Genomic DNA, 25,107 nt, shown 5'->3' on the forward strand with positions numbered 1-25,107 from the left:
CCCGCCGCGCCATGAAAAAGGCCGCTTCCCCAGGAGCGGCCTGTCGCGGTGAAGCCGGAGCGCGGGGCTCAGATCTTCTTTTCGCCGCCCAGCGCGTCGACCAGCTCGGCCAGCATCTTGGCCAGCTCGCCCGTCATCAGCATCATGTCGGAGTCGAATTTTTCGTCGTCATTGGTGGCGACGGTGTCGTTGCCTTCCTTGAGCACGTCCAGCGGCGCGACGCGCTTGACGTCCAGGCCTTCGGTCAGCACGAACGAAATGCGGTCGGCCCAGGTCATGGCCAGGCGGGTGCATTGCTTGCCCGACTGGATGTGCCTGCGCACGTCGTCGGCGTCGATGGAGTGCTTGACGTAGCGGATGGCCGCGCCGCTTTCGCCGGACGAACGCAGTTCGGTGTCCTGGTCGATGCTGAAGTTGCTCGGCGCCTCGTCCTCGGCCAGCCAGCCGGTCATGGCCGAGGCGGGCGATTGGGCCACGTACAGGTTTTCGAGCGGGAACGGATCCACGCACTTGGCCAAGAGGCCGATGACTTCGTCGGCCTTGGCCGAGGCGGCGGCGTCGATCACCAGCCAGTGATTCTGCGGGTCGATCCACACGCGGGTGTCGCGGTACACGCTGAAGGCGCGCGGCAGCAGCTCGTCGGTGACGCGCTCCTTGATTTCCTTCATCTGCTTGCGGCCCGGCTTGTAGCCTTGCTGTTCTTCGATCTCCTGGGCGCGCGCCTTGGCGACCTGGTTGACCACGGTGCTGGGCAGCAGCTTCTTCTCGGCGCGCAGGTTCAGCAGGATCTGCCCGCCGACGACGTGCGCCAGCCCGCCGTTTTCGCGCGGCGGAACCCAGCCCAGGCTTTGCATTTCGAGGTTGTTGCCGGCTTGGTAGGCATGCCGCGCAAGCGTTTCTTCAAGCTGCTCGCCGGTCAGCGTCCACGGCGAGGAGAGACGGTAAATCTTGAGATTCTTGAACCACATGAGCGTCGGCCAAAAGGGTTGATTCTATACGACGCGGGCCGCTTTGCCGCAGCGGTGCAATACGATGGGGGCAGGCGACACGTTCTGTCACTGACAGGGGGGCAGCCTTGCGGTAATGTCCGCGTCACCCCTGTGCAATAGGAGAAGAAGCATGAAGATTGTCGGCGCCATCCTGATCGTGTTGGGCATCGCCGCCCTGGCGTATAAGGGCTTCAGCTACAAGTCCGAGGAAACCGTGCTGCAGGTCGGTTCGGTCAAGGCCACGGCCGAGACCGAGAAGTCCGTGCCGATTCCGATGTGGGCAGGGATTGCTGCGATCGTGGCCGGCGTGCTGGTCATCGGGGTGGGCATGCGCCGCTGAGGCGCGGCCCCGCGCAGTGCCCGGGCGGCCGAAGCGAGGCCGCCTTTTTCTTGCGCGAACGGAACGCGTCCGGAAAAAAAAAGCGGCCCGGCTCAATAGAGGCCGGGCCGGTACGGGAGCACACAATACCGCGTCATAAAAGGCTCGCGGGGAACGCGGTATCGGTGTCAGAACACTGGCCCTGCAATCGCCTGGCAGGGGGATCAATCGCCGGGCGAAGAGGCGCAAGGCCGTAATCTGAAGCGCCAGTCTAACGGCGAGGGTCTGACAGGGTCCTGAATCGAGCAGACGTCAGACCGTATCAGGTCTTTCAGCCGGCGCGAGCGCAAAAAAAAAGCTCCCAGGGGAGCTTTTGAAAGGCCGGGCAGGCGCAGCAGTCCCGCCCGGCGGGGGATGGTCGTTAGGCGTTGATGTCGTTGTCCTTGGTTTCGCGCACGAAGAGCGTGCCGATGACCAGGGTCATCACCGCAATGATGATCGGGTACCACAGGCCGTCGTAGATGTTGCCGGTGGCGGCCACCACGGCGAAGGCGACCGGGGGCAGGAAGCCGCCGAACCAGCCGTTGCCGATGTGATAGGGCAGGCTCATCGAGGTGTAGCGGATGCGGGTCGGGAACATTTCCACCAGCATTGCCGCGATCGGGCCGTAGACCATGGTCACGTAGATCACCAGGATGGTCAGCAGCACGACGACCATGACGTTGTTGCTTTGCGCCGGGTCCGCCTTGGCGGGGTAGCCGTGGCTGCGGATGGCGGCGGTCAGGGCCTTGTCGAGTTCGGCGGCCTTGGCCTTGAAGTCGGCCGGCGCCATGCCCTTGCCGTCGAACGAGGCGAACTCGTCGCTGCCGATCTTGACCTTGGCGACCGAGCCGGCCGGAGCCGCTTCGTTCTTGTAGTTCACCGAATTGCGCGCCATGAACGACTTGACCACGTCGCACGAACTGGTGAACGAGGCGGTGCCCACCGGGTTGAACTGGAACGAGCAGGTGGTCGGATCGGCGATGACGGTGACCGGGGCGGTAGCCTGCGCCTTTTCCAGCGCGGGGTTGGCGAAGTGCGTGATGCCCTGGAAGATCGGGAAGTAGGTCGCGGCGGCGATCAGGCAGCCCGCCATGATGATGGGCTTGCGGCCGATCTTGTCCGACAGCGCGCCGAAGATCACGAAGAAAGGCGTGCCGATCAGCAGCGCGATGGCGATCATGATGTTGGCGGTGTTGGCGTCCACCTTGAGCGTCTGCGTCAGGAAGAACAGCGCGTAGAACTGGCCCGTGTACCAAACCACGGCCTGGCCGGCGGTCAGGCCCAGCAGCGCCAGCAGTACCACCTTCAGGTTCTTCCACTGGCCGAACGATTCGGCGATCGGCGCCTTCGAACCCTTGCCTTCTTCCTTCATGCGCTTGAAGGTCGGCGATTCGTTCAACTGCAGGCGGATCCACACCGAGATGCCCAGCAGCACGACCGAGATCAGGAACGGAATGCGCCAGCCCCAGGCCTTGAAGTCGTCCTCGCCCATGAACGAGCGGATGCCCAGGATCACCAGCAGCGACAGGAACAGGCCCAGCGTCGCGGTGGTCTGGATCCAGGAGGTGTAGAAGCCGCGGCGGCCATGCGGCGCGTGTTCCGCGACGTAGGTCGCGGCGCCACCGTATTCACCGCCCAGCGCCAGGCCTTGCAGCAGGCGCAGAATGATCAGGATGGCGGGCGCGGCGATGCCGATGCTGGCATAGCTGGGCAGCACGCCCACCAGGAAGGTGGACAGGCCCATCAGCACGATGGTGACCAGGAAGGTGTATTTACGTCCGACCAGGTCGCCCAGTCGGCCGAACACCAGCGCGCCGAACGGACGCACCGCGAAGCCGGCGGCGAAGGCCAGCAGCGCGAAGATGAAGCCCGCGGTCGGGTTCACGCCGGAGAAGAAGTGCTGGGCGATGATCGCGGCCAGCGAACCGTACAGATAAAAGTCGTACCACTCGAACACCGTGCCCAGCGACGAGGCAAAGATGACACGGCGTTCATCCTTGGTCATCGGGCGCGGATCCGCGGATGGGCCGCGACCTGCCATGGTAGTTGTGCTCATGATGTCTCCTCGATTTTTCTGGCCGGCGGTTTTCCGCCGTGCTTGACCCTCCGCCGGCGGGGCCGACATCGAGCTATCGCAAGGTTGGGGCGCGAGGCTGACGAGGTTCTGACGGAACCCTTACCTGAATCTTAAATTTGAAACAAAAAGTAAAATTCCCTGGGAGGGCTAGGGATAGTCCTGGGGACGGAGCGGGGAACTTGCGTGGCGGCCAGCGCGGCGCGCGACCACGCCGGGCGGGAAACGCCTGGGCCGGCGCGAGGCGCCCGTCGGGGGGGGCAGGCGGGGTCGGCCGGCCTCAGTCGCCGAGGTCGTCGACGGGTTCGACGTAGAGCGGGAAGACGACGCGGATGCGCGTGCCCGGCAGGTTCGAGTGCGGCGTCGGGTGGTCGGTGACCACGACGGTGGCCTGGTGCTTTTGCGCGATCTCCCGGACGATGGCCAGACCCAGTCCGCTGCCGTCCGACAGCGTGCCGAGCACGCGGTAAAAGCGGTCGAACACGCGCTCGCGCTCTTCCGGGGCGATGCCGGGGCCGGAATCCTCGACCTCCAGCACGCCCTGGTCGCCTTGCGCCTGCACGCGCACCGTGATGTGGCCGCCGCGCGGCGTATAGCGCAGCGCGTTGTCCACCAGGTTGTTGAGCAGTTCCGCCAGCAGCAGCGGGTTGCCGTTGATCTCGACCGGGGTCTCCGAGCCTTCGAAGCCCAGGTCGGTGCCGAGCGACAGCGCCTGCGGCACCCAGTGCATCGCCTGTTCGTAGGCGATGGCGTTCAGGTCGGTGGCGGCCAGTCCGATGGCGCTGGGGTTTTCGGCCCGCGCCAGCAGCAGCAACTGGTTCACCAGGCGGGTGGCGCGCTCGGAGCCGGTCACCAACTGTCGCAGGCTGGCCTGCATCTCCTCGGGACTGGCATCGCGCAGGGCCAGCTCGGCCTGGGTGCGCAGGCCCGCCAGCGGGGTTTTCAACTGGTGCGCGGCATCGGCGACGAAGCGGCGCTGCGCCTGGACGTTGTCCGACAGCCTGTCGAGCAGGTCGTTCATGGCCGCGACCAGCGGGGCGATCTCGGAGGGGGCGGCGCGTTCGTCGATCGGCGACAGGTCATCCGGCCGGCGCGCCCGCAGCCGCTGCTGCAGCGCATTGAGTGGCGCCACGCCGCGCGACAGCCCGAACCATACCAGCAGCACCGCGATCGGCAGCACCACGAACTGCGGAATGATCACGCCCTTGATGATGTCGTTGGCCAGTTGGGTGCGCTTTTCGACCGTCTCGGCCACGATCAAGAGCGCCGGCTGGGTATTGGGCAGGTTCAGATCGACCCAGGTGAAGGCCAGGCGCACGCCGAAGCCGCGCAGGGTGTCGTCCTCGTACTGGACCTCGCCGGGGCGCGGCTGGCCGACGGAAGCGGGCAGGGGCAGGGCGCGGTCGCCGCCCAGGTATTCACCGCGGCTGCCGAGCGCCAGCCAGAACACGCTGTCGGTCTCGTCGGCGCGCAGCACATCGCGCGCTGGGTCGGTCATCCGCAGCACCGCGCGGCCATCCTGGGCGTGCACCTGGCGCGTCAGTACGTGCAGGTTGTTGGCCAGCGCGCGGTCGTAGGGCACGTTGGCGATGTTCTGCGCCACCACGTAGGTGATGGCGACGCTCATCGGCCACAGCAGGAACAGGGGCGCCAGCATCCAGTCGAGGATCTCGCCCAGGAGCGAGCGTTGCGGCGGCGCGAAGCTGGGGCCGCGGGCCCCGGCCTGCATCACATCCAGCGCTTCCTGGTTGAGCGCTTCCGGCTGTGGCGATTCAGCTTGCGAGGTAGGCCGCACCCTGGTCCCGTTCGAGGCAATAGCCTAGGCCGCGCACCGTCACGATCTTCACGCCGCTGGGCTCGAGTTTCTTGCGCAGGCGGTGCACGTAGACCTCGATGGCATTGGTGCTGACTTCCTCGCCCCATTCGCACAGGTGGTCCACCAGTTGGGTCTTGCTGACCATGCGCCCGCTGCGGGTCAGCAGGATTTCCAGCAGGCTGACCTCGCGCGCGGACAGGTCCAGCGTCTGGTCGTCGACCATGGCCACGCGCCCGGTCTGGTCGAACACCAGCCGGCCATGCTTGAGCAGCGTGGCGCCGCCGCCCGCGCCGCGGCGGGTCAGGGCGCGCACGCGGGCTTCCAGCTCGGACAGGGCGAAGGGCTTGGCCATGTAGTCGTCGGCGCCCAGGTCCAGCCCCTTGACGCGTTGCTCGATACTGTCAGCGGCGGTCAGGATCAGCACGGGCAGGGCGGAATTGCGGGCGCGCAGCCGGCGCAGGACCTCCAGGCCGGCCAGTTGCGGCAGGCCCAGGTCGAGGATCAGCAGGTCGAAGGCCTGGGCCGCCAGCGCCGAATCGGCCGCCAGGCCATCGCGGACGGCGTCGACCGCGTAACCGTTGTGGCGCAACGAGCGTGACAGGCCGTCGGCCAGGATGCTGTCGTCTTCCGCGATCAGGATGCGCATGGGCAGTCGAAAAGAAGAAGGGCGCCGGGTGAGCGGCGCACGCGTGCCGCCCTCGGTGGGATGCCGGGGCGGCGTGCCGGGAGCGCAATGGGGACATAGCGCCAGTTTTTTCCTCGATTCTGTCATACGGCATCGGGCTTGCCCACTCAGGGAATACGTGGAAAACTGTGGCACACTGGTTATTTGTACAGTACAATCCGATGCCATAATCTGCGCTATCGCTTTACCGATCACGCTTGAGCGCCACAGTTTGCACTGCCAGTTTTCTGGCAACAACTGTCAGGCAACGGCCCGATCACCCCTTGCGACAACCCGCGCGCTGACCGACACCCCGTGCCGCGCCCCGATACGTTACAGACCCAGACCTGACAGGACACTACATGGACGACAAAACCACCAAGGCCGCCGCTTCGGAAAAAGCCAAGGCGCTGGCCGCCGCGCTCTCGCAGATCGAAAAGCAGTTCGGCAAGGGCTCGATCATGCGCTACGGCGACAACGAGGTCTCGCATGACATCCAGGTGGTGTCGACCGGCTCGCTGGGCCTGGACATCGCGCTGGGCGTCGGCGGCCTGCCGCGCGGCCGCGTGGTGGAAATCTACGGTCCGGAATCCTCGGGCAAGACCACCCTGACCCTGCAGGTCGTGGCCGAAATGCAGAAGCTGGGCGGCACGTGCGCCTTCGTCGACGCCGAACACGCGCTGGACGTGCAGTACGCCTCGAAGCTGGGCGTCAACCTGGCCGACCTGCTGATCTCGCAGCCGGACACGGGCGAGCAGGCGCTGGAAATCACCGACGCGCTGGTGCGCTCGGGCTCCGTCGACCTGATCGTGGTCGACTCGGTTGCGGCGCTGGTGCCCAAGGCCGAAATCGAAGGCGAAATGGGCGATTCGCTGCCCGGCCTGCAGGCTCGCCTGATGAGCCAGGCGCTGCGCAAGCTGACCGCCACCATCAAGAAGACCAACTGCATGGTCATCTTCATCAACCAGATCCGCATGAAGATCGGCGTGATGTTCGGCAACCCCGAAACCACCACCGGCGGCAACGCGCTCAAGTTCTACGCCTCGGTGCGCCTGGACATCCGCCGCATCGGCTCGATCAAGAAGGGCGACGAGGTCGTCGGCAACGAAACCCGCGTCAAGGTCGTCAAAAACAAGGTTGCGCCTCCGTTCAAGCAGGCCGAGTTCGACATCATGTACGGCGCCGGCATCTCGCGCGAAGGCGAAATCATTGACCTGGGCGTGGCCGCCAACGTGGTGGACAAGTCGGGTGCGTGGTACAGCTACAACGGCAACCGCATCGGCCAGGGCAAGGACAATGTCCGTGAATACCTGAAGGAACACAAGGAACTGGCCATCGAGATCGAGAACCGGGTCCGTGAGAACCAGGGCATCGTCAGCCGCGCCGCGGAATTCGTGCCCACCGCTGAAGACGACAGCGACGAGTAATCGCGTCGTCGCGTCATCGGATAGCGCCGGGCTCGCCAGTCCGGCCGCCAGCGGCAGGCTCCCGTCCCGGGAGGCCTGCCGCTGGCACATAGAGGAAGCGCATGAGCTGGAAACCGCCCGTCACGTCCGCTGATCGCCTGCGCGCCAGGCTGGACGATGAATTCGAGACCGTGGCCAAGCCCGAGGGGCTGCGCCGCACGTCCGACCTGCGGCGGGCGGCCGAATCCACCGCGGCGTCGGGCCAGGATCCAGAGGGCGCGAGCGCCCCGGCGTCGCAGTGGCAGCGCAGCTCCGAACGGCGCGCGGCCAGTGGACGCGGCCGGCGTGGCAAGGACGGTGACGGCGATGGCACGGACGAAGGGGCGCGGACATCCGAAGACAAGCCCCGCACGCCCCCCAAGGGACCCTCGCTGAAAATGCGCGCGGTGGGTTATCTGTCGCGGCGCGAGCATGCCCGCAATGAGCTGGCGCGCAAACTCGCGCCCCATGCCGAAGACCCCGATGAGGTCGAGCGCGTGCTGGACGCGCTGGAAAAGGAAGGCTGGCTGTCGACCGAGCGGTTTGCGCAAAGCCTGGTGCATCGCCGCGCCTCGCGCCAGGGGGCGGCCCGCATCGTGCAGGAATTGCGCCAGCACGGCGTGGATGATGCCCAGGTGTCCGAGCTGCGCGAGCAATTGCGCGCCACCGAATACGAGCGCGCGCTCGAGGTCTGGCAGAAACGCTTCGGCGCCAGGCCCGAGGACCGCGCCGCCTATGCCAAGCAGGCCCGCTTCCTGGCCAGTCGCGGCTTTGCGCATGACGTCATCCGTCGCATCCTGGGGGCGGGCGACGACGACTGAGTCGGCCGCGTGCTTGGCGCGGCGCGCGCCGGCATGCGCCGGCCGCCGCGCCTGTTTTTCTGCCGCGCTTATTTTGCCGACTTGATGCCGCTGAGCGTTTTGAAACAAACGTCGCGCGTCAGCGTCAGGAATTCGTCGATGTACGAAGCGTCGGTATCTTCGCTGCGCACCGTCGCGTACAGCGTTCGCCACACACCCTGCGGGCCGAGGCGGCACAGGCGCAGCCAACCCTGGTTCATGTATTCGGTCAGGGCCCAGTTGGGCAGGGCCGCGACGCCGCGATTGCTGGCCACCAATTGCGCGATGATGGGCGTGAGTTCGGCCTTGCGGATCGCGGCGGGTTCGACATCGGCGGGATCCAGGAATGCCGTGAAAATGTCCAGGCGCTGCCTGTCCACCGGATAGGTGATGAGCGTCTGGTCGGCCAACTGGTCCGGCATGACGAACTTGCTGCCGGCCAGCGGATTCGATTCGGACACGGCCAGCACGAGCTCGTATTTGAACAGCGGCAGGTATTCGACGGCGTCCAGTTGCTGGGGATCGGACGTGATGACCAGGTCCAGATCGCCGCGCACCAGCGCGGGCAGGGGGGCGAACGAGAACGCCGCCGACAGATCCAGCGCCACGTCCGGCCATTGCGCGCGGAACGCGTCCAGCGCCGGCATCAACCACTGAAAGCAGGAATGGCAGTCGATGGCCAGGTGCAGGCGGCCGGTGCGGCCGGCTGCCAGCCGCTGCAATTCGCGCTCGGTGGCGCGGATGCGCGGCAGCACTTCGTCGGCCAGCGCCAGCACGCGCAGGCCCGCGGTGGTCAGGCGGGCGGGGCGGGTGCGGCGGTTCAGCAGCGGCGTGCCCAGGCGGGTCTCCAGATCGCGCAGTTGGTGTGACAGGGCGGACTGGGTCAGGTGCAGGCGGTCGGCGGCTTCCTGCAGGCTGCCGCCTTCACGGATGGCGGTCAGCGTTTCGAGATGGCGGATTTCCAGCATGGGGCGGCAACGGCGAGGATGAGGGTGTGAAGGGCGTGGCGATCCGCGGCCGGGACTGCCAGCCCCGGAGGGAGTGTGCTCACATTATATGAGGTTTTTTCATCTTATAAATGTAGACATTGATTTTGATTCATTTTGCTTTGGCGTCAGAATGGCTGGCACTTGAACAAATTTTGTCTGACGACGGGATTGCCATGACTACGATTCATAATTTGGGGTTCCCCCGCATTGGTGCCCAGCGGGAACTGAAGCGCGCTGTCGAAGCCTACTGGGCGGGCAAGCAGACCGGCGAAGCGCTGGAGCAGACGGGCCGCGAGCTGCGCGCCCGGCACTGGAAGGTACAGGCCGACGCTGGCGTCAAGTTCGTACCCGTCGGCGATTTCGCCTGGTACGACCAGATCCTGGAATGGACCACGCTGCTGGGCGCAGTGCCCGCGCGCTTCGGCCAGAAAGACAGCGAGCCGGTCTCGCTGGATACGCTGTTCCGCATGGGACGCGGCCGCGCCCCGTCGGGCAAGCCCGCCGCCGCCTGCGAAATGACCAAGTGGTTCGACACCAACTACCACTACATCGTGCCGGAGCTGGTGCCGGGCCAGAGCTTTCGCATCGCCCGTGAATCGCTGTTCGAGCAGATCGGGGAAGCGCAGGCATTGGGCCACGCCGTCAAGCCGGTGATCCCGGGGCCGCTGACCTGGTTGTTCCTCGGCAAGGGCGACGCTTTCGGCGAGGGCGCGGCCGATACGGCCAAGCTGCAACTGCTGGCCCACCTGGTGCCCGTGTACGAAGAGGTGCTGGCGCGCGTGGCCAAGCTGGGCGTGGAGTGGGTGCAGATCGACGAGCCGATCCTGGTGCTGGACCTGCCGCAGGCCTGGCGCGACGCCTTCAAGCAGGTGTACGCCACGCTGTCGACCAGCCCGGTCAAGCTGCTGATCGCCACTTACTTCGACGGCCTCAAGGACAATCTGAGCACGGCGCTGGCGCTGCCGGTGGCCGGCGTGCACGTGGATCTGGTGCGCGCTCCCGAACAACTGGCCGACGTGCTGGCCGGCCTGGGCTCGGACAAAGTGCTGTCCGCCGGCGTCATCAACGGCCGCAACATCTGGCGCACCGACCTGGACGCCGCCCTCGCCGCGCTGACGCCGGTCAGGCAGCAACTGGGCGAGCGCCTGTGGCTGGCGCCGTCGTGCTCGCTGCTGCACGTGCCGGTGGATCTGGCCAACGAAACCGAGCTGGACGCCGAACTCAAGAGCTGGCTGTCGTTCGCGGCGCAGAAGCTGGAAGAACTGAGCCTGCTGGGTCGCGCGCTGGACGGCGCGGCTGATGCCGGCGTGCAGGAAGGCCTGGCCGGGCAGCGCGCCGCCCTGGCCGCGCGTCGCTCGTCGAGCCGCATCCACAATCCCTCGGTGGCGCAGCGCATGGCCGAGTCGGCCAGCGTGTCGCGTGACCGCGCGCCATTCGCCGGCCGCATCGCCCGTCAGCAGGAGGAACTGGGCCTGCCGGCCTATCCGACCACCACCATCGGTTCGTTCCCGCAGACCGCCGAGATCCGTGCGCTGCGCCGCGACTGGAAGTCGGGCGCGCTGACGGACGCGGCCTACGAGACCGCCATCCGCAAGGAAATCGAGGAAGTGATCCGCTTCCAGGAGAAGGTCGGCCTGGACGTGCTGGTGCACGGCGAACCCGAGCGCAACGACATGGTGGAATACTTCGGCGAGCTGCTGGCCGGCTTCGCCTTCACCAAGAATGGCTGGGTGCAGAGCTACGGCTCGCGCTGCGTCAAGCCGCCGATCATCTTCGGCGACGTGGCCCGGCCCGCGCCCATGACCGTCGGCTGGTCCTCGTACGCCCAGTCGCTGACCGACAAGCCGGTCAAGGGCATGCTGACCGGGCCGGTCACCATTCTGCAGTGGTCGTTCGTGCGCGACGACCAGCCGCGCGAACAGACCTGCCGCCAACTGGCGCTGGCGCTGCGCGACGAGGTGGTGGACCTGGAGGCCGCCGGCATCAGCGTCATCCAGATCGACGAGCCGGCGATCCGCGAAGGCCTGCCGTTGCGCCGCGCCGACTGGCAGGCATACCTGGACTGGGCGGTGGACTGCTTCCGTCTGTCGACCGCCGGCGTGCGCGACGAGACGCAGATCCACACGCACATGTGCTATTCGGAGTTCAACGACATCATCGAATCGATCGCCGCCATGGACGCGGACGTGATCACGATCGAGACGTCGCGCTCCAACATGGAATTGCTCAAGGCGTTCGAGGACTTCCGCTACCCCAACGATATCGGCCCGGGCGTTTACGACATCCATTCGCCCAACGTGCCCGAAGTGGACTGGATGGTCGGCCTGATGCAGAAGGCCGCCGCCCGCCTGCCTAAGGAGCGGCTGTGGGTCAATCCGGACTGCGGCCTGAAGACGCGCGCCTGGCCCGAAACCGAAGCCGCGCTGAGCGGCATGGTGCAAGCCGCTCGCGCGCTGCGCGACGCCGCCTGAGCCGCCACGCTCGGGCCAGTCTCCCGGGTCCGGCAGCCCGGAACCCCTGTGTTGTGCGCGGGATGCACACCACAGGGGTTTTTTTCATTGGCGCTTGAACGAATTGGCGCCTTGTGGGTCAATAGGCAAAACATCCCTTCTGCTGGATTGTCGCCGTACCTATGATTCTCCAAGGCCCCTATCGGCCGGATCTGCTTGCCGCGGAGACGCTGCCCGATATTCTGGAAGCCACGATCCTGCGGTATCCCGCCGCCGCGGCCATTCATTGGCTGGATCAGACTCTCACCTACGAAGCGCTCGGGCGGCGCGCCGACCTGGCCGCGCACCACCTGATCGAGGCCGGCGTGCGGCCGGGCGACATCGTCGGCCTGTGCCTGCCGCGCGGCGACGACCTGCTCGTGATGCAGGCCGCCATCGCCAAGGCGGGCGCGGCCTGGCTGCCGTTCGAATCCGACACGCCGCCCGACCGCATGCTGGTTTGCCTGCAGGATGCGGGCGCGCGCGGCCTGGTTGCGGGCGGCGACGTGCGCCTGGACGGCATGATCACCTGGACCACCTGGGAGCTGTCGGTGGCGGTCGATGCGCCGCTGCGCCGGCGCGACGGCCTGCTGCCGGAGCACCCGGCCTACGTGATCTACACCTCGGGGTCGACTGGCAAGCCCAAGGGCGTGCCCATCAGCCAGGCCAGCATCTGCCATTTCCTGCGCAGCGAAAACGAAGTGCTGGGCGTGCGCCACGGCGACAAGGTGTACCAAGGGTTTTCGGTGGCCTTCGACATGTCGTTCGAGGAAATCTGGATCAGCTACCTGGTCGGCGCCACGCTCTGGGTGGCGCCCAAGATGCTGACCACGGATCCCGAGGCATTGCCCGATGCGCTGGTGCGCGAGGGCGTGACGGTGCTGCATGCGGTGCCGACGCTGCTGGCGCTGTTCGCGCGCGACGTGCCTGGCCTGCGCATCGTCAACCTGGGCGGGGAGATGTGCCCGGAATTCCTGGTGCAGCGCTGGGCCACGCCGGGTCGCCGGCTGTTCAATACCTATGGCCCGACCGAGACCACCGTATCGGCCAGCCTGGCCGAGCTGCTGCCGGGCCAGCCCGTGACCATTGGCACGCCGCTGCCCAACTACGGCATGCTGATCCGCGGCGAGGACGGCGCCGTGCTGCCGCAGGGCCAGACCGGCGAGCTCTGTATCACCGGCCCTGGCGTGGCCGGCGGCTATCTGGGGCGGCCCGAACTGACGGCCGAGAAGTTCCTGGCCAATCCGCGTCCGAGCGGCGACCACGACACCCGCATGTACCGCAGCGGCGACCTGGCGCGCATCGACGAAAACGGCCAGATCCAGTGCCTGGGCCGCAGCGACGACCAGGTCAAGGTGCGCGGCTTTCGTGTCGAACTGGGCGAGATCGAGGCCGCGCTGTACCGGCAGGCCGGCATTGGCGCGGCCGCCGTGGTGCTGCGCGACCTGGCGGGCATCGACCAACTGGTGGCGTTCCTGACCCCCGAGGGTGACGCGCGGCTCGATCCGCACGCGCTGCGCGCCGCGCTGGCCGCGGAGCTGCCCGCCTACATGATTCCGGCCCGCTTCGAGTTGGTGGCCGAGGTGCCGCGCCTGACCTCGGGCAAGATCGACCGCAAGGCGCTGAAGGCACGCGAGCTGGCCACCGCGTCCGAGCCCAGCGGCGAAGACGACACGCCGGTCTCGCCCGCCGAGCACGCCTTGTTCGAAGCCCTGCGGCCGTTGTTTCCCGGCCAGCCGCTGCGGCTGGCCAGCGATTTCTTCCGCGACCTGGGCGGCCATTCGCTGCTGGCCGCGCGGCTGGTGTCGTCGCTGCGCAAGCATCCGCAGTTTTCCGCGCTGACCATGCATGAGCTCTACCAGCATTCCGTGCTGGGCGCGTTGGCGGCGCGGCTCGACACGCTGGCGGCCGAATCGGCGGCCGCGGCGGCGCCGCTCCAGCCGACGCCGATCGAGCGCGCGCCGGAATGGCGGCGCTGGGCCTGCGGCCTGGCGCAGTTGGCGGTGCTGCCGCTCCTGATCGGCGTGCGCATGCTGATCTGGCTGACGCCGTTCTTCACGTATCACTACTTCACCGGCGACGAGGGCGACTCGGTCTGGCGCGCGGTGGCGTTGTCGATCGCCAGCTACCTGGCCTGCAACCTGCTCAGCTTCGGCGTCGCGGTGGTCTGTAAGTGGGGCATCCTGGGCCGGCTCAAGGCGGGCCGCTATCCGCTCTATGGCTGGACCTTCTACCGCTGGTGGCTGGTCGACCGCATCCTCGACATTCCGCCGGCGCACCTGTTGGCGGGCTCGCCGCTGCAGGCCTGGTACCTGCGGGCGCTGGGCGCGCGCATCGGCCGCGATACCGCCATCAGCCGCATTTCGGTGCGGGCGCCCGACCTGCTGACGGTGGCCGACGGCGTCAGCGTCGGCGCGGCGGTGAACCTGGAGAATTTCGAGGTCCACGGCGCGCACTGGGAGGTGGCGCCGATCACGCTGGGCGAGAACGCCTACGTGGGCTCGTATGCGGTGCTGCAGGGCGGCGTCACGATCGAGGCCGACGGCCGGCTCGAAGGGCTGTCGTCCCTGGCGGCCGGCGCGCGCATCCCCGCCGGCCAGATCTGGAGCGGCGCGCCGGCGCGGCACGACCCGCAGGCGCGCGCGCCCGAGCTGCCGCCGCGGCCGGTGCGCGAGGGGCGCTGGGCGCGGCTCGACATGCTGGCCTACGCCGCCGGCGGCACGCTGATCGCCGCGCTGTTCTTCATGCCCGTGTTTCCCAGCTTCGTGCTGATCGACTGGATCGACGCGCGCTGGCTCGACCTGATGGGCTCGCGCGTCTGGTGGCCGAATGCGTTCCTGGCCTATCTGCTGCTGGCCTTGCCGGCCAGCGCCTTGCTGCTGCTGCTGACCGTGCTGGTCTCGGCCATGCTGCGCTGGGCGTTGCTGCCGCGCTTGAGCGGCGGGCGCTGGCCGGTCTATGGCCAGATCTATCTGCGGCGCTGGCTCACCAACCAGATCCAGGAGTCCAGCCTGAGCGTGCTGCACGGCCTGTACGCCTCGATCTATGCCGGCACCTGGTATCGGCTGCTGGGCGCGAAGGTGGGGCGCGGCACCGAAATCTCGACCGCGATGGGCATCGTGCCGGACATGCTGACGCTGGGCCGCGACAGCTTCATCGCCGATGGCGTGATGCTGGGCGACGAGGAGGTCGACCGGGGCTGGATGACCATGCGACCCACCGTCATCGGCAATCGCAGTTTCGTGGGCAACGGCGCCTACGTGCCGGACGGCTCGGTGCTGCCCGACGACGTGTTGATCGGCGTGCAGAGCCGGGCGCCGGCCAATGCCCGCATGGCCAGCGGCCAGACCTGGCTCGGCAATCCGCCGCTGGCGCTGCCGGCGCGGGAGCAGGCGGCCGGCTTTCCCGAGCACCTGACCTTCCGCCCCAGCCTGGGCCGCAAGGTGGCGCGCGGCGCGGTCGAGCTGATGCGCATGATTCTGCCGCTGGCCGTGGTGATCGCGGTGGGCTACCTGACGGTCATGAAGGTCATCCCGATCGCGGCGCGCGACGGTTTCGTGGCGGCGTTCGACGAACTGATGCTGGCCGGCGTGCTGTATGGCGTCGGCACCTTCCTGTTTCTGGTGGCGCTCAAATGGCTGCTGATCGGCCGCTACCGACCGCACGCCGAACCAATGTGGACGCCGTTCGTGTGGAAGAGCGAGGCCGTGACCAGCCTGTATGAGTCGATCGCGGTGCCGAACTTCTTCAATTTCCTGCGTGCCACGCCCTGGCTGCCGCTGGCCCTGCGCTGCATGGGCGCGCGGATCGGCAGGCGGGTGTTCATGGACACCACCGACATCACCGAATACGACTGTGTATCAATTGGGGACGATGCCGTGCTGCATGCCTGGTCGGGGCCGCAGACGCACCTGTTCGAGGACCGCGTCATGAAGATCGGGCAGGTCCGTATCGGTAACGGCGTCAATGTCGGCCCGCGCAGCACCATCCTGTATGACACCCGGGTCGAGGACGGGGCCCGCCTGGGCCCGCTGACCCTGGTGCTCAAGGGCGAAAGCATCCCGGCGGGGCAGGCCTGGATGGGCAGTCCGGCCACGCCGTGGACACAACGCTGAGGCGGCGCGGCGCGATCTGCCCGGGCGACGGGCGTTCGCGCCGCGCATTTTGACCGTCGGGGCAGGGCGGGCTGCGCTATACTTTGAAGGTTTTGTTGCCGCGCACCATGCGCCGGCCGTCTTCGCCCCGCAGGCCCCAAGCATGCCCTTGCCACCGCCGGATTGTCCTCGCCAGCCGCTGCACACGCGTTCCATACGCGTGCAGTCGTATGCGCGCGATGACGGCAACTGGGACCTGGAAGCCGAGCTCATCGACGTCAAGGCGTACGATTTTCCCAAGCGCGACGGCGAGATGTTCAAGGCGGGGCAACCCATCCACCATATGCACCTGCGCATCACCATCGATGGCGATTTCACCATCGTGGCCGCGCGGGCCGTCTATGATGCCGCTCCCTATGGCGAGCACTGCATGGCCATCGAATCCGCCTACGCTGACCTGGTCGGCATGAACCTGCTCAAGGGGTTCCGCCGTCAGGTCAAGGAACGCTTCGGCCATGTCGAGGGCTGTACGCACATGACCGAGCTGTCGCAGGTGCTTCCCACCGCGGCGGTGCAGACCATGGCCAATCGCCGGCGGCAGGAAAGCAACCCGAACCGGCGTCCGTTCCAACTGGACGGCTGTCATGCCCTGAGCACCGACGGCCCGGTGGTGGCTGAGCACTATCCCAAGTGGTACACCGGGGGTAGCGCTGAGGCATCGGCCGATTCGACCTCCGATTCACCTTCTCTTTCTCATACGTCCTGACAGGTAACACATGAAAATCCACGAGTATCAAGGCAAGGAACTGCTGAAGCAATTTGGCATCCCGGTGCCGCGCGGGATTCCCGCTCTTTCCGTCGACGAGGCCGTGGCTGCCGCTGAAAAGCTGGGTGGACCGGTCTGGGTCGTCAAGGCACAGATCCACGCGGGCGGCCGCGGCAAGGGCGGCGGCGTGAAGCTGGCGCGCTCGCTGGACGACGTGCGCAAGCTCGCCTCCGAAATCCTGGGCATGCAACTGGTCACGCACCAGACCGGCCCGGAAGGCCAGAAGGTCCGCCGCCTGTACATCGAAGACGGCGCCGACATCCAGAAGGAATACTACGTGTCGCTGGTCACCGACCGCGCCACCCAGAAGGTCGCCTTCATCGCCTCCAGCGAAGGCGGCATGGACATCGAGGAAGTGGCCCACTCCACCCCCGAGAAGATCGTCACCGAATACATCGATCCGCTGACCGGCCTGTCGGCCGAGCAAGCCACCAAGATCGCCAACGCGATCGGCCTGCCCGCCGACTCGACCGCCCAGGCCGTGGACGTGTTCCAGAAGCTCTACAAGTGCTACATGGACACCGACGCCTCGCTGGTCGAAATCAACCCCCTGAACCGCGACAGCAAGGGCAACATCATCGCCCTGGACGCCAAGTTCAACTTCGACTCCAACGCCCTGTTCCGTCACCCGGAAATCGTCGCCTACCGCGACCTGGACGAAGAAGATCCGGCTGAAATCGAAGCCTCGAAGTTCGACCTGGCCTACATCCAGCTCGACGGCAACATCGGCTGCCTGGTGAACGGCGCCGGCCTGGCCATGGCCACCATGGACACCATCAAGCTGTTCGGCGGCGAGCCGGCCAACTTCCTGGACGTCGGCGGCGGCGCCACGGCCGAGAAGGTCACGGAAGCCTTCAAGATCATGCTCAAGAACAAGAGCGTGAAGGCCATCCTGGTCAACATCTTCGGCGGCATCATGCGCTGCGACGTCATCGCCGAAGGCGTGATCGCCGCTTGCAAGGCCGTCAACCTGAACGTGCCGCTGGTCGTGCGCATGAAGGGCACCAACGAAGAACTCGGCAAGAAGATGCTGGCCGAGTCGGGCCTGCCGATCATCAGCGCCGACACGATGGCCGAAGCCGCCACCCGCGTCGTCGCCGCCGTCAAGTAAAGAGAAAAAATCCAAGGATTCACAAATGTCGATTCTGATCAACAAGGACACCAAGGTCATCACCCAGGGCATCACGGGCAAGACCGGTCAGTTCCACACTCGCATGTGCCGCGAGTACGCCAATGGCAAAGCCGCCTTCGTGGCCGGCGTGAACCCCAAGAAGGCCGGTGAGGACTTCGAAGGCGTGCCGATCTTCGCGTCGGTCAAGGACGCCAAGGCCGACACCGGCGCCACCGTGTCGGTCATCTACGTGCCGCCCGCCGGCGCCGCCGCCGCCATCTGGGAAGCCGTCGAGGCCGAACTGGATCTGGTGATCTGCATCACCGAAGGCATCCCGGTCCGCGACATGCTGGAAGTCAAGAACCGCATGAAGGCCAAGGGCAGCAAGACGCTGCTGCTGGGCCCGAACTGCCCCGGCCTGATCACCCCGGACGAAATCAAGATCGGCATCATGCCCGGTCACATCCACCGCAAGGGCCGCATCGGCATCGTCAGCCGCTCGGGCACCCTGACGTACGAAGCCGTGGCGCAAGTCACCGAGCTGGGCCTGGGTCAATCCAGCGCCGTCGGCATCGGTGGCGACCCCATCAACGGCCTCAAGCACGTCGACGTCCTGAAGATGTTCAATGACGATCCCGACACCGACGCCGTCATCATGATCGGCGAGATCGGCGGTCCGGACGAAGTCAACGCCGCCCAGTGGGCCAAGGACAACATGAAGAAGCCGGTCGTCGGCTTCATCGCCGGTGTCACCGCCCCTCCCGGAAAGCGCATGGGCCACGCCGGCGCGCTGATCTCCGGCGGCGCCGACACGGCCGACGCCAAGCTGGAAGTCATGGAAGCCTGCGGCATCCGCACCACGCGCAACCCCTCCGAAATGGGCAAGCTGCTCAAGTCGGTGCTGTAAGGTTGTGCGCATGAAGAAGGCCCGCCTCGGCGGGCCTTTTTTTCGTTCCAGCCTAGGGAAATCCCGTGTCCATGATGCGGCCGGCGAAACATACGGAAAGCTGAACGAAACTATAATGAAAGAAATTCTGCACGTACCCAGCAAGAATGCCGTCGGGCTCGCACCAAGACGGTCAGTACGTCTTTTTGTCTTTTCCACCCATTCATTTGGTTTGTCCTAGGGGGATCACGTCCTAGGAAAGAGAGGTATGGAACTCAGTTCAGCGGCATTCTGGTTAGCGTTGCTCCAGATCATTTGGGTCAACATTCTGCTGTCGGGCGATAACGCCGTGGTGATTGCGCTGGCCGCGCGCTCGCTGCCGCCGGCGCAGCAAAAGAAAGCGATCGTGGTTGGCTCGGCCGCCGCGATCATCATGCGTATCGTGCTGACGCTGGTCGCCGCCAAGCTGCTGATGCTGCCGTGGCTCAAGCTCATCGGCGCACTGCTGCTGGTGTACATCGGCGTGACCCTGTTGCTGCCGGAAGGCGAGGAAGAGGGGGACGGCAAGACCCATGGCAATCTGCTGACCGCAATCCGCACTATCATGATCGCCGACCTGGTCATGAGCCTGGACAATGTGGTGGCCGTCGCCGCCGCGGCGATGGGCGACACCACGCTGCTGGTGCTGGGCCTGGCGATCAGTATTCCGCTTGTGATTTTCGGCAGCACGCTGCTGCTCAAGGTCATCGAACGCTTCCCGCTCATCGTCTGGGTGGGCGCGGCGTTGTTGGGCTTCATCGCCGGCGAATTGCTGGTGGGTGATCCCGCCCTACAGGAGCCGGTGGCGCGCATCGATGCGGCATTGGGCGTGACCCAGCACAGCTTCGCCCTCATGACCGGAGCGTTGGGCGCGGTGCTGGTACTGGCGATCGGCAAAGTTTTGCTGATGCGCCAGAAAGCTGACTGAAAGCTGAACTACAATAATACGTTGTTCCAAGCCCGCCGCCACGGCGGCGGGCCGGCCGGCACGGGGCCGGCCTTTATTTTGATAAATGCCTTCGGGGGTTCAAATTGCTTGAGTTTTTCCAGACGCTGAGTTGGGCAGCGGTATTCCAGATCATCCTCATCGACATCCTGCTCGGCGGCGACAACGCGGTGGTGATCGCGCTGGCGTGCCGCAACCTGGAGCCCAAGCAGCGCATGCAGGGCATCCTGTGGGGCACCGCCGGCGCCATCCTGCTGCGCGTGGTCCTGATCGCCTTTGCGCTGACCCTGCTGTCGATCCCGTTCCTGAAGGTGGTGGGCGGCCTGTTGCTGGTCTGGATCGGCGTCAAGCTGCTGGTGCCCGAGGATGATGCCCATGGCAACGTGAAGGGCGGCACATCCATCATCGCCGCCATCAAGACCATCATCATCGCCGACTTCGTGATGAGCCTGGACAACGTCATCGCCATCGCCGGCGCGGCCCAGAATGCTCACGCTGATCATCAGATCGGTCTGGTAATTTTCGGCCTGGTCGTGAGCGTGCCCATCATCATCTGGGGCAGCACGCTGGTCCTGAAGCTGATCGACCGCTATCCGCTGGTGGTGACTTTCGGCGCGGCGCTGCTCGGCTGGATCGCGGGCGGCATGCTGGTCACGGACGTGTTTGTCGAAGGTCAATTCGGCGTCCAGCCCACTGCGGTTAAAATCGGCGTAGAAATCTTCGGCGCCTTGCTCGTTGTTGTCCTTGGACGGTGGCTGGCAAGCCGCAAAACCGCCTCCAAGGAATCCGTACATGAGTCTGCGTAGATCCGCCGATCCCCAGCAATCCGAATCAGGCCTGAGCCTCCTGCAGGGCCTGTTCGTGCTGGCCATCCTGGGCGTCGTGGCGACGGTCATCGTCTCCCACTTCGTTCGATGACGCCTCGTGTCTCTGCCGCAACGCTTGGTCATCGCGACCCGCGCCAGCCGGCTTGCCCTGTGGCAAGCCGAGCATGTGCGCGATCGACTGCGCACGCTGTACCCGGCGTGCGCGGTTGAACTGCTCACCCTGACGACCCGAGGCGACCAGATCCTCGACCGCACCCTCTCCAAGGTGGGCGGCAAGGGGCTCTTCGTCAAGGAACTCGAAAACGCCCTGCTCGACGGCCGCGCCGATCTGGCCGTGCATTGTCTGAAGGACATGCCGGTCGATCTGCAGGCGCCGTTCGAACTGTGCGCCGTGCTCGATCGCGCCGATCCGCGCGATGCCTTCGTCTCCAATCGCTACGACACGCTGGCCGACCTGCCGGCCGGCGCCGTCGTCGGCACCTCCAGCCTGCGCCGCGAATCGCAGATCCGCGCGCGTTATCCGCACCTGGCGGTCAAGCCGCTGCGCGGCAACCTCGATACCCGTCTGGGCAAGCTCGACCGCGGCGAATACGATGCCATCGTGCTGGCCGCCGCCGGCCTGAACCGGCTGGGCCTGACGGATCGCATCCGTTGCCTGCTCGATCCCTCGGATTGCCTGCCGGCGGCCGGGCAGGGCGCCCTGACCATCGAGATCCGCGACGATCGCGACGATATGCGTGCCTGGCTGGCGCCGCTGAACGATGCCACCGCGACCGCGATCTCGCTGGCCGAACGCGCGGTGTCGCGCCGGCTGGGCGGCTCCTGTCAGGTGCCGCTGGCGGCCTATGCCGAAATCCACGGCGGCAGCCTGACGCTGCGCGCGCTGGTGGCGTCGCCCGACGGCACGCGCACCCTGCGCGCCGAACGCAGCGGTCCGGTGGGCCAGGCGCAGGCGATCGGCGAGGCGGTCGCCGCCGAGTTGTTCGATGCCGGCGCCCAGGCCATTCTCGACGAGCTGTTGCAAGACGCATCCCCCGAGGACTGATGGACAGGGCCGCCGCCCAAGCGCCGCGCGTGGCCGTGCTGACACGGCCCGCCGGTCGCAACGAGGCCCTGGCCGACCGCTTGCGCGCCGCGGGCTGGACGCCCTGCATCCTGCCCGCGCTCGATATCCACCCCCTGTCCGTCGCCGCCACGGACCTGCCGCGGCCGGCGGACTACGACATGGTGGTGTTCGTCAGCGGCAATGCCGCCCGGCAATACCTGGATCAACTGGCCCGAGCGGATGGTCCGGCGCCCTGGCCCGTGGGCGTGGCCGTCGCCACGGTCGGACCGGCCAGCGCCGCAGGGCTGGCGGGGCTGCCGGGTTTTGGCGCGAATACAACAGTCCTGCATCCCGGCGACCAGGCCGCCAGCCACGATTCCGAGGCGCTCTGGGAGGTCCTTTGCGGCCTGCCACGGCTGCCGTCGCGGGTGTTGGTGGTGCGCGGCACGCAGGGCCGGGACTGGCTCAGCGAACAATTGCAGTCACATGGCGTCTCCGTGACACGTCACGCGGCCTACCGGCGCCTGCCGGCACAATGGGACGAGTTCGAGCTTGCGCGCCTGCGGAGCTGGGCCGCGCAGGGCGTGCCGGCCACCTGGCTCATCACCAGCGGCGAGGGCGCGGACTCGGTGCGCGACCAGTTGCAGGCGGCCGGGCTGGCCGCCTGGTGGGGCGGTTGCGGCTTTGTCCTGACCCATCCTTCGCTGGCGCGGCGCGTGCCGTCGCCGGCATCTGATCCGGGTTCGCAAGCAATGGTAAAAATCTGCATGCCCAACGACGAGTCGATTTTCCAGGCTTTTGTTGCTGCTTGATTCGTTGCTTCGGACTGACACCGAATACAATCGCGTCATGACAGACAAGACTCCCGCTACCGATCCGGCCGTTAACCCGGCCGCCCCGGGCGCCAGCGCGCCCGCATCGGCCCCGGCCGATTCCGTCACGGCCCGTCCGGCCAAGCGCGGCAGTGGCCCCCTGGTCACTGCCCTCATCATCGTCATCCTGCTCGCCGTCGGGCTGGGCTATGCCCTGTGGCAGCAACGCACGCAGTTCGTCGCCGCCGGCCGTGAGGTCGCCTCGCGCCTGGACACGCTGGCCGCCGACGTGGCGCAGGCGCGCAAGGACACTCGCGAAGCCCTGGCCCTGGCGCAAGCCCAGGCCGGTCGCCTGGGTGACCTCGAAGACAGCGTGCGCGAGACCCAGAGCCAGTACAACGCCCTGCAACAGGCCTGGCAGAACTTCAACGACAGCGCGAGCGACGAACTGCTGGCCAACGACGTCGAGCGCCTGCTTACCATCGGCAGCCAGCAACTCCGGCTGGCCGGCAACGTCTCCAACGCCATCGTCGCGCTGGAAACCGCGCAATCGCGCCTGGCGCGAGCCGACCGCCCGCGCTTCTCCAGCTTGCAGCAGGCCATCAACGGCGACCTGGACCGCCTGCGCGCCGTGTCCACCGTCGACATTCCGGCCCAGTCAGCCCGCATCGAGCGCCTGACGGCCCTGGTCGGCAAGGCGCCGCTGCTGGTGCCGGACGCCGCCGCGCCCGGCATCGCCGCCGGCGAGACTCGCCCCGCGACCCCGGCCCCCGCCCCGGTCGACCCTCAGGCCGGCCTGCCGGCCGACGCGGCCTGGTGGCAGCGCTGGCGCGCCGAAGTGGCCTCGTGGCCGGGCCGCGCCGGCTCGGCGCTGGCACATGAGCTTGGCGGCCTGATCTCGATCCAGCGCGTTGACGAACCCGCGGCGCTGTTGCTGTCGCCGGAACAGGCCGACCAGGTGCGCGGCACGCTGCGCCAGCGCCTCTTGACCGTGCAACTGGCCATGCTGATGCGCCAGCCCGCGGTCTGGAAAAGCGAGCTCGACAACGTCGGCGCCACGCTGGCCAAGTACTTCGACACCCGTTCGCCTGACACGGTCGCGGCCCAGAACCTGGCCCGTGAACTGGCGCAGACCGATATCGCGGTGCGCATGCCCGACGTGTCCGACAGCCTGAACGCCGTGGCCGCGCTGCGCGCCGCCGGCTTCAAGACCAGCGATCAGGACTGAGGCCCATGCGTACCTGGTTCTGGACACTGCTGCTCGCCGTCATCGCCGTCGCCCTGGCGGTGGTGCTGCGTTCCCATTCCGGCAACGTGCTGCTGCTGGTCTGGCCGTGGCGCATCTCGATGTCGCTGACGCTGGCCGTGCTGCTGATCGTGGCCGCCTTCGTCGTGTTGTACGTCGGCCTGCGCCTGTTGGCCTGGCTGCTTGCCATCCCCGATCGCGTCCGCGCCTGGCGCGGCAAGCGCGCCCAGGCGCGCGATCACGAGTTGCTCGAGCGCGGCTGGATCGGCCTGCTCGAAGGCCGTTATTCGCACGCCGAAAAAGACCTGACCAAGTTGCTCGAGCAGACCAAGGTGCAGACCCGCCGCGTGCTGGCCGCGCTGTCGGCCGCCCGTGCCGCGCATGGCCTGGGGGAATTCGACCGCCGCGACCGCCTGCTGGCGACCGCGCAGGAGCAGGCCGGCACCGACCCCGGCCTGGTGGAAGCCACCGCGACGGTGTCGGCCGACATGCTGCTGGACCAGGGCCGCGCCGAGCGCGCGCTGGCCGTGCTGGCGCCGCTGGCCGACGGCGGCGCGCGCCACCTGCATACCATGCGCCTGCTGCTGCGCGCGCACACGGCCCTGCATCATGACGAACAGGTCTTCACGCTGGCGCGCGGCCTGCTGCGCCGCAATGCCCTGGCGCGCGCCGAGGGCGACCATCTGATCGACGTGGCCGGCGCGGCGCGCTTGCGTGCGGCGGCCGCCAACGACGGCTGGCGCGCCATCTGGAAAGACCTCAAGGCCGAGGAGCGCCTGCTGCCCGAGATCGCGCTGGCCGGCGCCGCCTCCTTCGAAGCGGCCGGCGAGGCCAACGAAGCCGCCAAGGTGCTCGAGGCCGCCATCGCCGTCAAATTCAACCCCGCCCTGGTGGCCGCCTACGCGCGCTGCGACGCCGAGCAGGTCTCGCGCCGGCTGGCCAAGGCCGAGACCTGGCTGCAGCAGCGTCCCACCGATCCAGACCTGCTGACCGCGCTGGGCATGCTGTGCCTGAACGGCCAGTTGTGGGGCCAGGCCGAACGCTACCTGCTGCGCAGCCTGTCGCGCCGTAGCGATGCGCAGACGCACGCGCTGCTGGGCAGCCTGTACGACCGTCTCGACCGCCCGGCCGATGCGGTGCGCCACTGGCGCCTCGCCACCGCCGCCAGCATGGCGCTGCCCGTGCTGGCTGCCGACGCGGCGCTGCCGGCGGCGGATACCGGCTCGGACCCGTACCGCCTGGACGCCGAGGGCGGGTACGCGGTCGGCCTATCGGATATCGACGCCGATATCGGCGGCGACTATCCCGCGTTGCCGCCGGCCGTGGCCGCGTCGGCGTCGGACTACGTGCTGGACCCGGACGCCCGCGCCAACAAGGAGCAGCAGGCGCGCGCGCTGGCGCCGGAAGATGCGCCGGTCGTCGGCGGCACCTCCGACATCGACGAATATTTCGACAGCGCGCCGATCCCGGCCGCGGCGTTCGACAGCCCCGTGCCGACGTATTCGCCGGCCCCGCCGGCCACTCCCAAGCCGGCCGCGCCCGCGGTGCCGGCCCCGACCACCAAGCCGCCGTTCAAGGACGACGGTTCGCTTTGATCCTCTTTCAGACT

The 25,107-nt window shown here is 67.2% G+C and carries 20 protein-coding genes; 15 read left to right on the top strand and 5 right to left on the bottom strand.

What is annotated here, in order from left to right:
* Positions 1-68 precede the first annotated feature (68 nt).
* Complete coding sequence (locus AAID08_RS07935) at positions 69-968, bottom strand: recombination-associated protein RdgC (protein ID WP_006393742.1); 900 nt, start codon at positions 966-968, stop codon at positions 69-71.
* A gap of 151 nt (positions 969-1,119) precedes the next feature.
* Between AAID08_RS07935 and AAID08_RS07940 the strand changes: the two genes are divergently transcribed.
* Complete coding sequence (locus AAID08_RS07940; protein WP_006388393.1) at positions 1,120-1,329, top strand: hypothetical protein; 210 nt, start codon at positions 1,120-1,122, stop codon at positions 1,327-1,329.
* A gap of 400 nt (positions 1,330-1,729) precedes the next feature.
* Here the strand turns inward: AAID08_RS07940 and AAID08_RS07945 are convergent, their stop codons facing one another.
* The 3 genes from AAID08_RS07945 to AAID08_RS07955 all read right to left on the bottom strand — a co-directional run bounded on the left by AAID08_RS07945 (position 1,730) and on the right by AAID08_RS07955 (position 5,886).
* Positions 1,730-3,391, bottom strand: a complete 1,662-nt coding sequence (locus AAID08_RS07945) for an MFS transporter (RefSeq protein ID WP_054501371.1) — start codon at positions 3,389-3,391, stop codon at positions 1,730-1,732.
* A 313-nt stretch (positions 3,392-3,704) separates the two neighbouring features.
* Positions 3,705-5,081, bottom strand: a complete 1,377-nt coding sequence (locus tag AAID08_RS07950; protein WP_116791107.1) for a sensor histidine kinase — start codon at positions 5,079-5,081, stop codon at positions 3,705-3,707.
* Positions 5,082-5,196: 115 nt separating this feature from the next.
* Positions 5,197-5,886, bottom strand: coding sequence for a response regulator transcription factor (locus AAID08_RS07955; protein WP_006393745.1), 690 nt, complete (start codon positions 5,884-5,886; stop codon positions 5,197-5,199).
* 380 nt (positions 5,887-6,266) lie between these two features.
* On the opposite strand from AAID08_RS07955, the gene recA reads away from it, so the two are divergent.
* Both recA and recX read left to right on the top strand, forming a co-directional pair.
* Positions 6,267-7,331 (top strand): recombinase RecA, encoded by a 1,065-nt coding sequence (gene recA / locus AAID08_RS07960; protein WP_054417614.1) that lies wholly within the window; start codon positions 6,267-6,269, stop codon positions 7,329-7,331.
* Between the two features lie 101 nt (positions 7,332-7,432).
* Positions 7,433-8,170 carry a recombination regulator RecX gene (gene recX / locus AAID08_RS07965; RefSeq protein WP_395757505.1) on the top strand — a complete coding sequence of 246 codons (738 nt, stop codon included), beginning with the start codon at positions 7,433-7,435 and terminating at the stop codon, positions 8,168-8,170.
* 68 nt (positions 8,171-8,238) lie between these two features.
* On the opposite strand, the gene AAID08_RS07970 is transcribed toward recX, so the two are convergent.
* On the bottom strand, positions 8,239-9,156 hold the full coding sequence (locus AAID08_RS07970; RefSeq protein WP_054501368.1) for a LysR family transcriptional regulator: 918 nt from the start codon (positions 9,154-9,156) through the stop codon (positions 8,239-8,241).
* A gap of 194 nt (positions 9,157-9,350) precedes the next feature.
* Here AAID08_RS07970 and metE point away from each other — a divergent pair, with 194 nt between their 5' ends.
* The 12 genes from metE to AAID08_RS08030 all read left to right on the top strand — a co-directional run bounded on the left by metE (position 9,351) and on the right by AAID08_RS08030 (position 25,093).
* Positions 9,351-11,648, top strand: a complete 2,298-nt coding sequence (gene metE, locus AAID08_RS07975) for a 5-methyltetrahydropteroyltriglutamate--homocysteine S-methyltransferase (RefSeq protein ID WP_395757506.1) — start codon at positions 9,351-9,353, stop codon at positions 11,646-11,648.
* A gap of 161 nt (positions 11,649-11,809) precedes the next feature.
* Positions 11,810-15,781 (top strand): Pls/PosA family non-ribosomal peptide synthetase, encoded by a 3,972-nt coding sequence (locus tag AAID08_RS07980; RefSeq protein ID WP_395757507.1) that lies wholly within the window; start codon positions 11,810-11,812, stop codon positions 15,779-15,781.
* A gap of 142 nt (positions 15,782-15,923) precedes the next feature.
* Positions 15,924-16,526, top strand: a complete 603-nt coding sequence (locus AAID08_RS07985) for a DUF2889 domain-containing protein (RefSeq protein WP_049072472.1) — start codon at positions 15,924-15,926, stop codon at positions 16,524-16,526.
* 10 nt (positions 16,527-16,536) lie between these two features.
* A complete protein-coding gene (sucC, locus tag AAID08_RS07990) occupies positions 16,537-17,697 on the top strand; it encodes an ADP-forming succinate--CoA ligase subunit beta (RefSeq protein WP_006388409.1) in 1,161 nt (386 codons plus the stop codon).
* Positions 17,698-17,722: 25 nt separating this feature from the next.
* Positions 17,723-18,604, top strand: coding sequence for a succinate--CoA ligase subunit alpha (sucD, locus tag AAID08_RS07995; RefSeq protein WP_006388410.1), 882 nt, complete (start codon positions 17,723-17,725; stop codon positions 18,602-18,604).
* Between the two features lie 247 nt (positions 18,605-18,851).
* Entirely contained in the window at positions 18,852-19,550 is a 699-nt protein-coding gene (locus AAID08_RS08000; protein ID WP_395757508.1) for a TerC family protein, read from the top strand.
* Between the two features lie 104 nt (positions 19,551-19,654).
* Positions 19,655-20,374: a TerC family protein gene (locus AAID08_RS08005; RefSeq protein WP_049072474.1), complete on the top strand. Its 720-nt coding sequence runs from the start codon at positions 19,655-19,657 to the stop codon at positions 20,372-20,374.
* Positions 20,361-20,486, top strand: a complete 126-nt coding sequence (locus AAID08_RS08010) for a hypothetical protein (protein ID WP_258955702.1) — start codon at positions 20,361-20,363, stop codon at positions 20,484-20,486. The genes AAID08_RS08005 and AAID08_RS08010 overlap by 14 nt, the downstream gene beginning before the upstream one ends.
* A gap of 6 nt (positions 20,487-20,492) precedes the next feature.
* Positions 20,493-21,440 carry a hydroxymethylbilane synthase gene (gene hemC / locus AAID08_RS08015; protein ID WP_054501363.1) on the top strand — a complete coding sequence of 316 codons (948 nt, stop codon included), beginning with the start codon at positions 20,493-20,495 and terminating at the stop codon, positions 21,438-21,440.
* Positions 21,440-22,252 carry a uroporphyrinogen-III synthase gene (locus AAID08_RS08020; RefSeq protein WP_054501362.1) on the top strand — a complete coding sequence of 271 codons (813 nt, stop codon included), beginning with the start codon at positions 21,440-21,442 and terminating at the stop codon, positions 22,250-22,252. The genes hemC and AAID08_RS08020 overlap by 1 nt, the downstream gene beginning before the upstream one ends.
* Positions 22,253-22,289: 37 nt before the next feature.
* Positions 22,290-23,480: a uroporphyrinogen-III C-methyltransferase gene (locus AAID08_RS08025; protein ID WP_054501361.1), complete on the top strand. Its 1,191-nt coding sequence runs from the start codon at positions 22,290-22,292 to the stop codon at positions 23,478-23,480.
* 5 nt (positions 23,481-23,485) lie between these two features.
* A complete protein-coding gene (locus AAID08_RS08030; RefSeq protein WP_054501360.1) occupies positions 23,486-25,093 on the top strand; it encodes a heme biosynthesis HemY N-terminal domain-containing protein in 1,608 nt (535 codons plus the stop codon).
* The last annotated feature ends 14 nt before the right edge of the window (positions 25,094-25,107 follow it).

Origin of the sequence: Achromobacter sp. EB05 (assembly GCF_044232075.1) — a bacterium.
Classification (GTDB): domain Bacteria; phylum Pseudomonadota; class Gammaproteobacteria; order Burkholderiales; family Burkholderiaceae_B; genus Achromobacter; species Achromobacter dolens.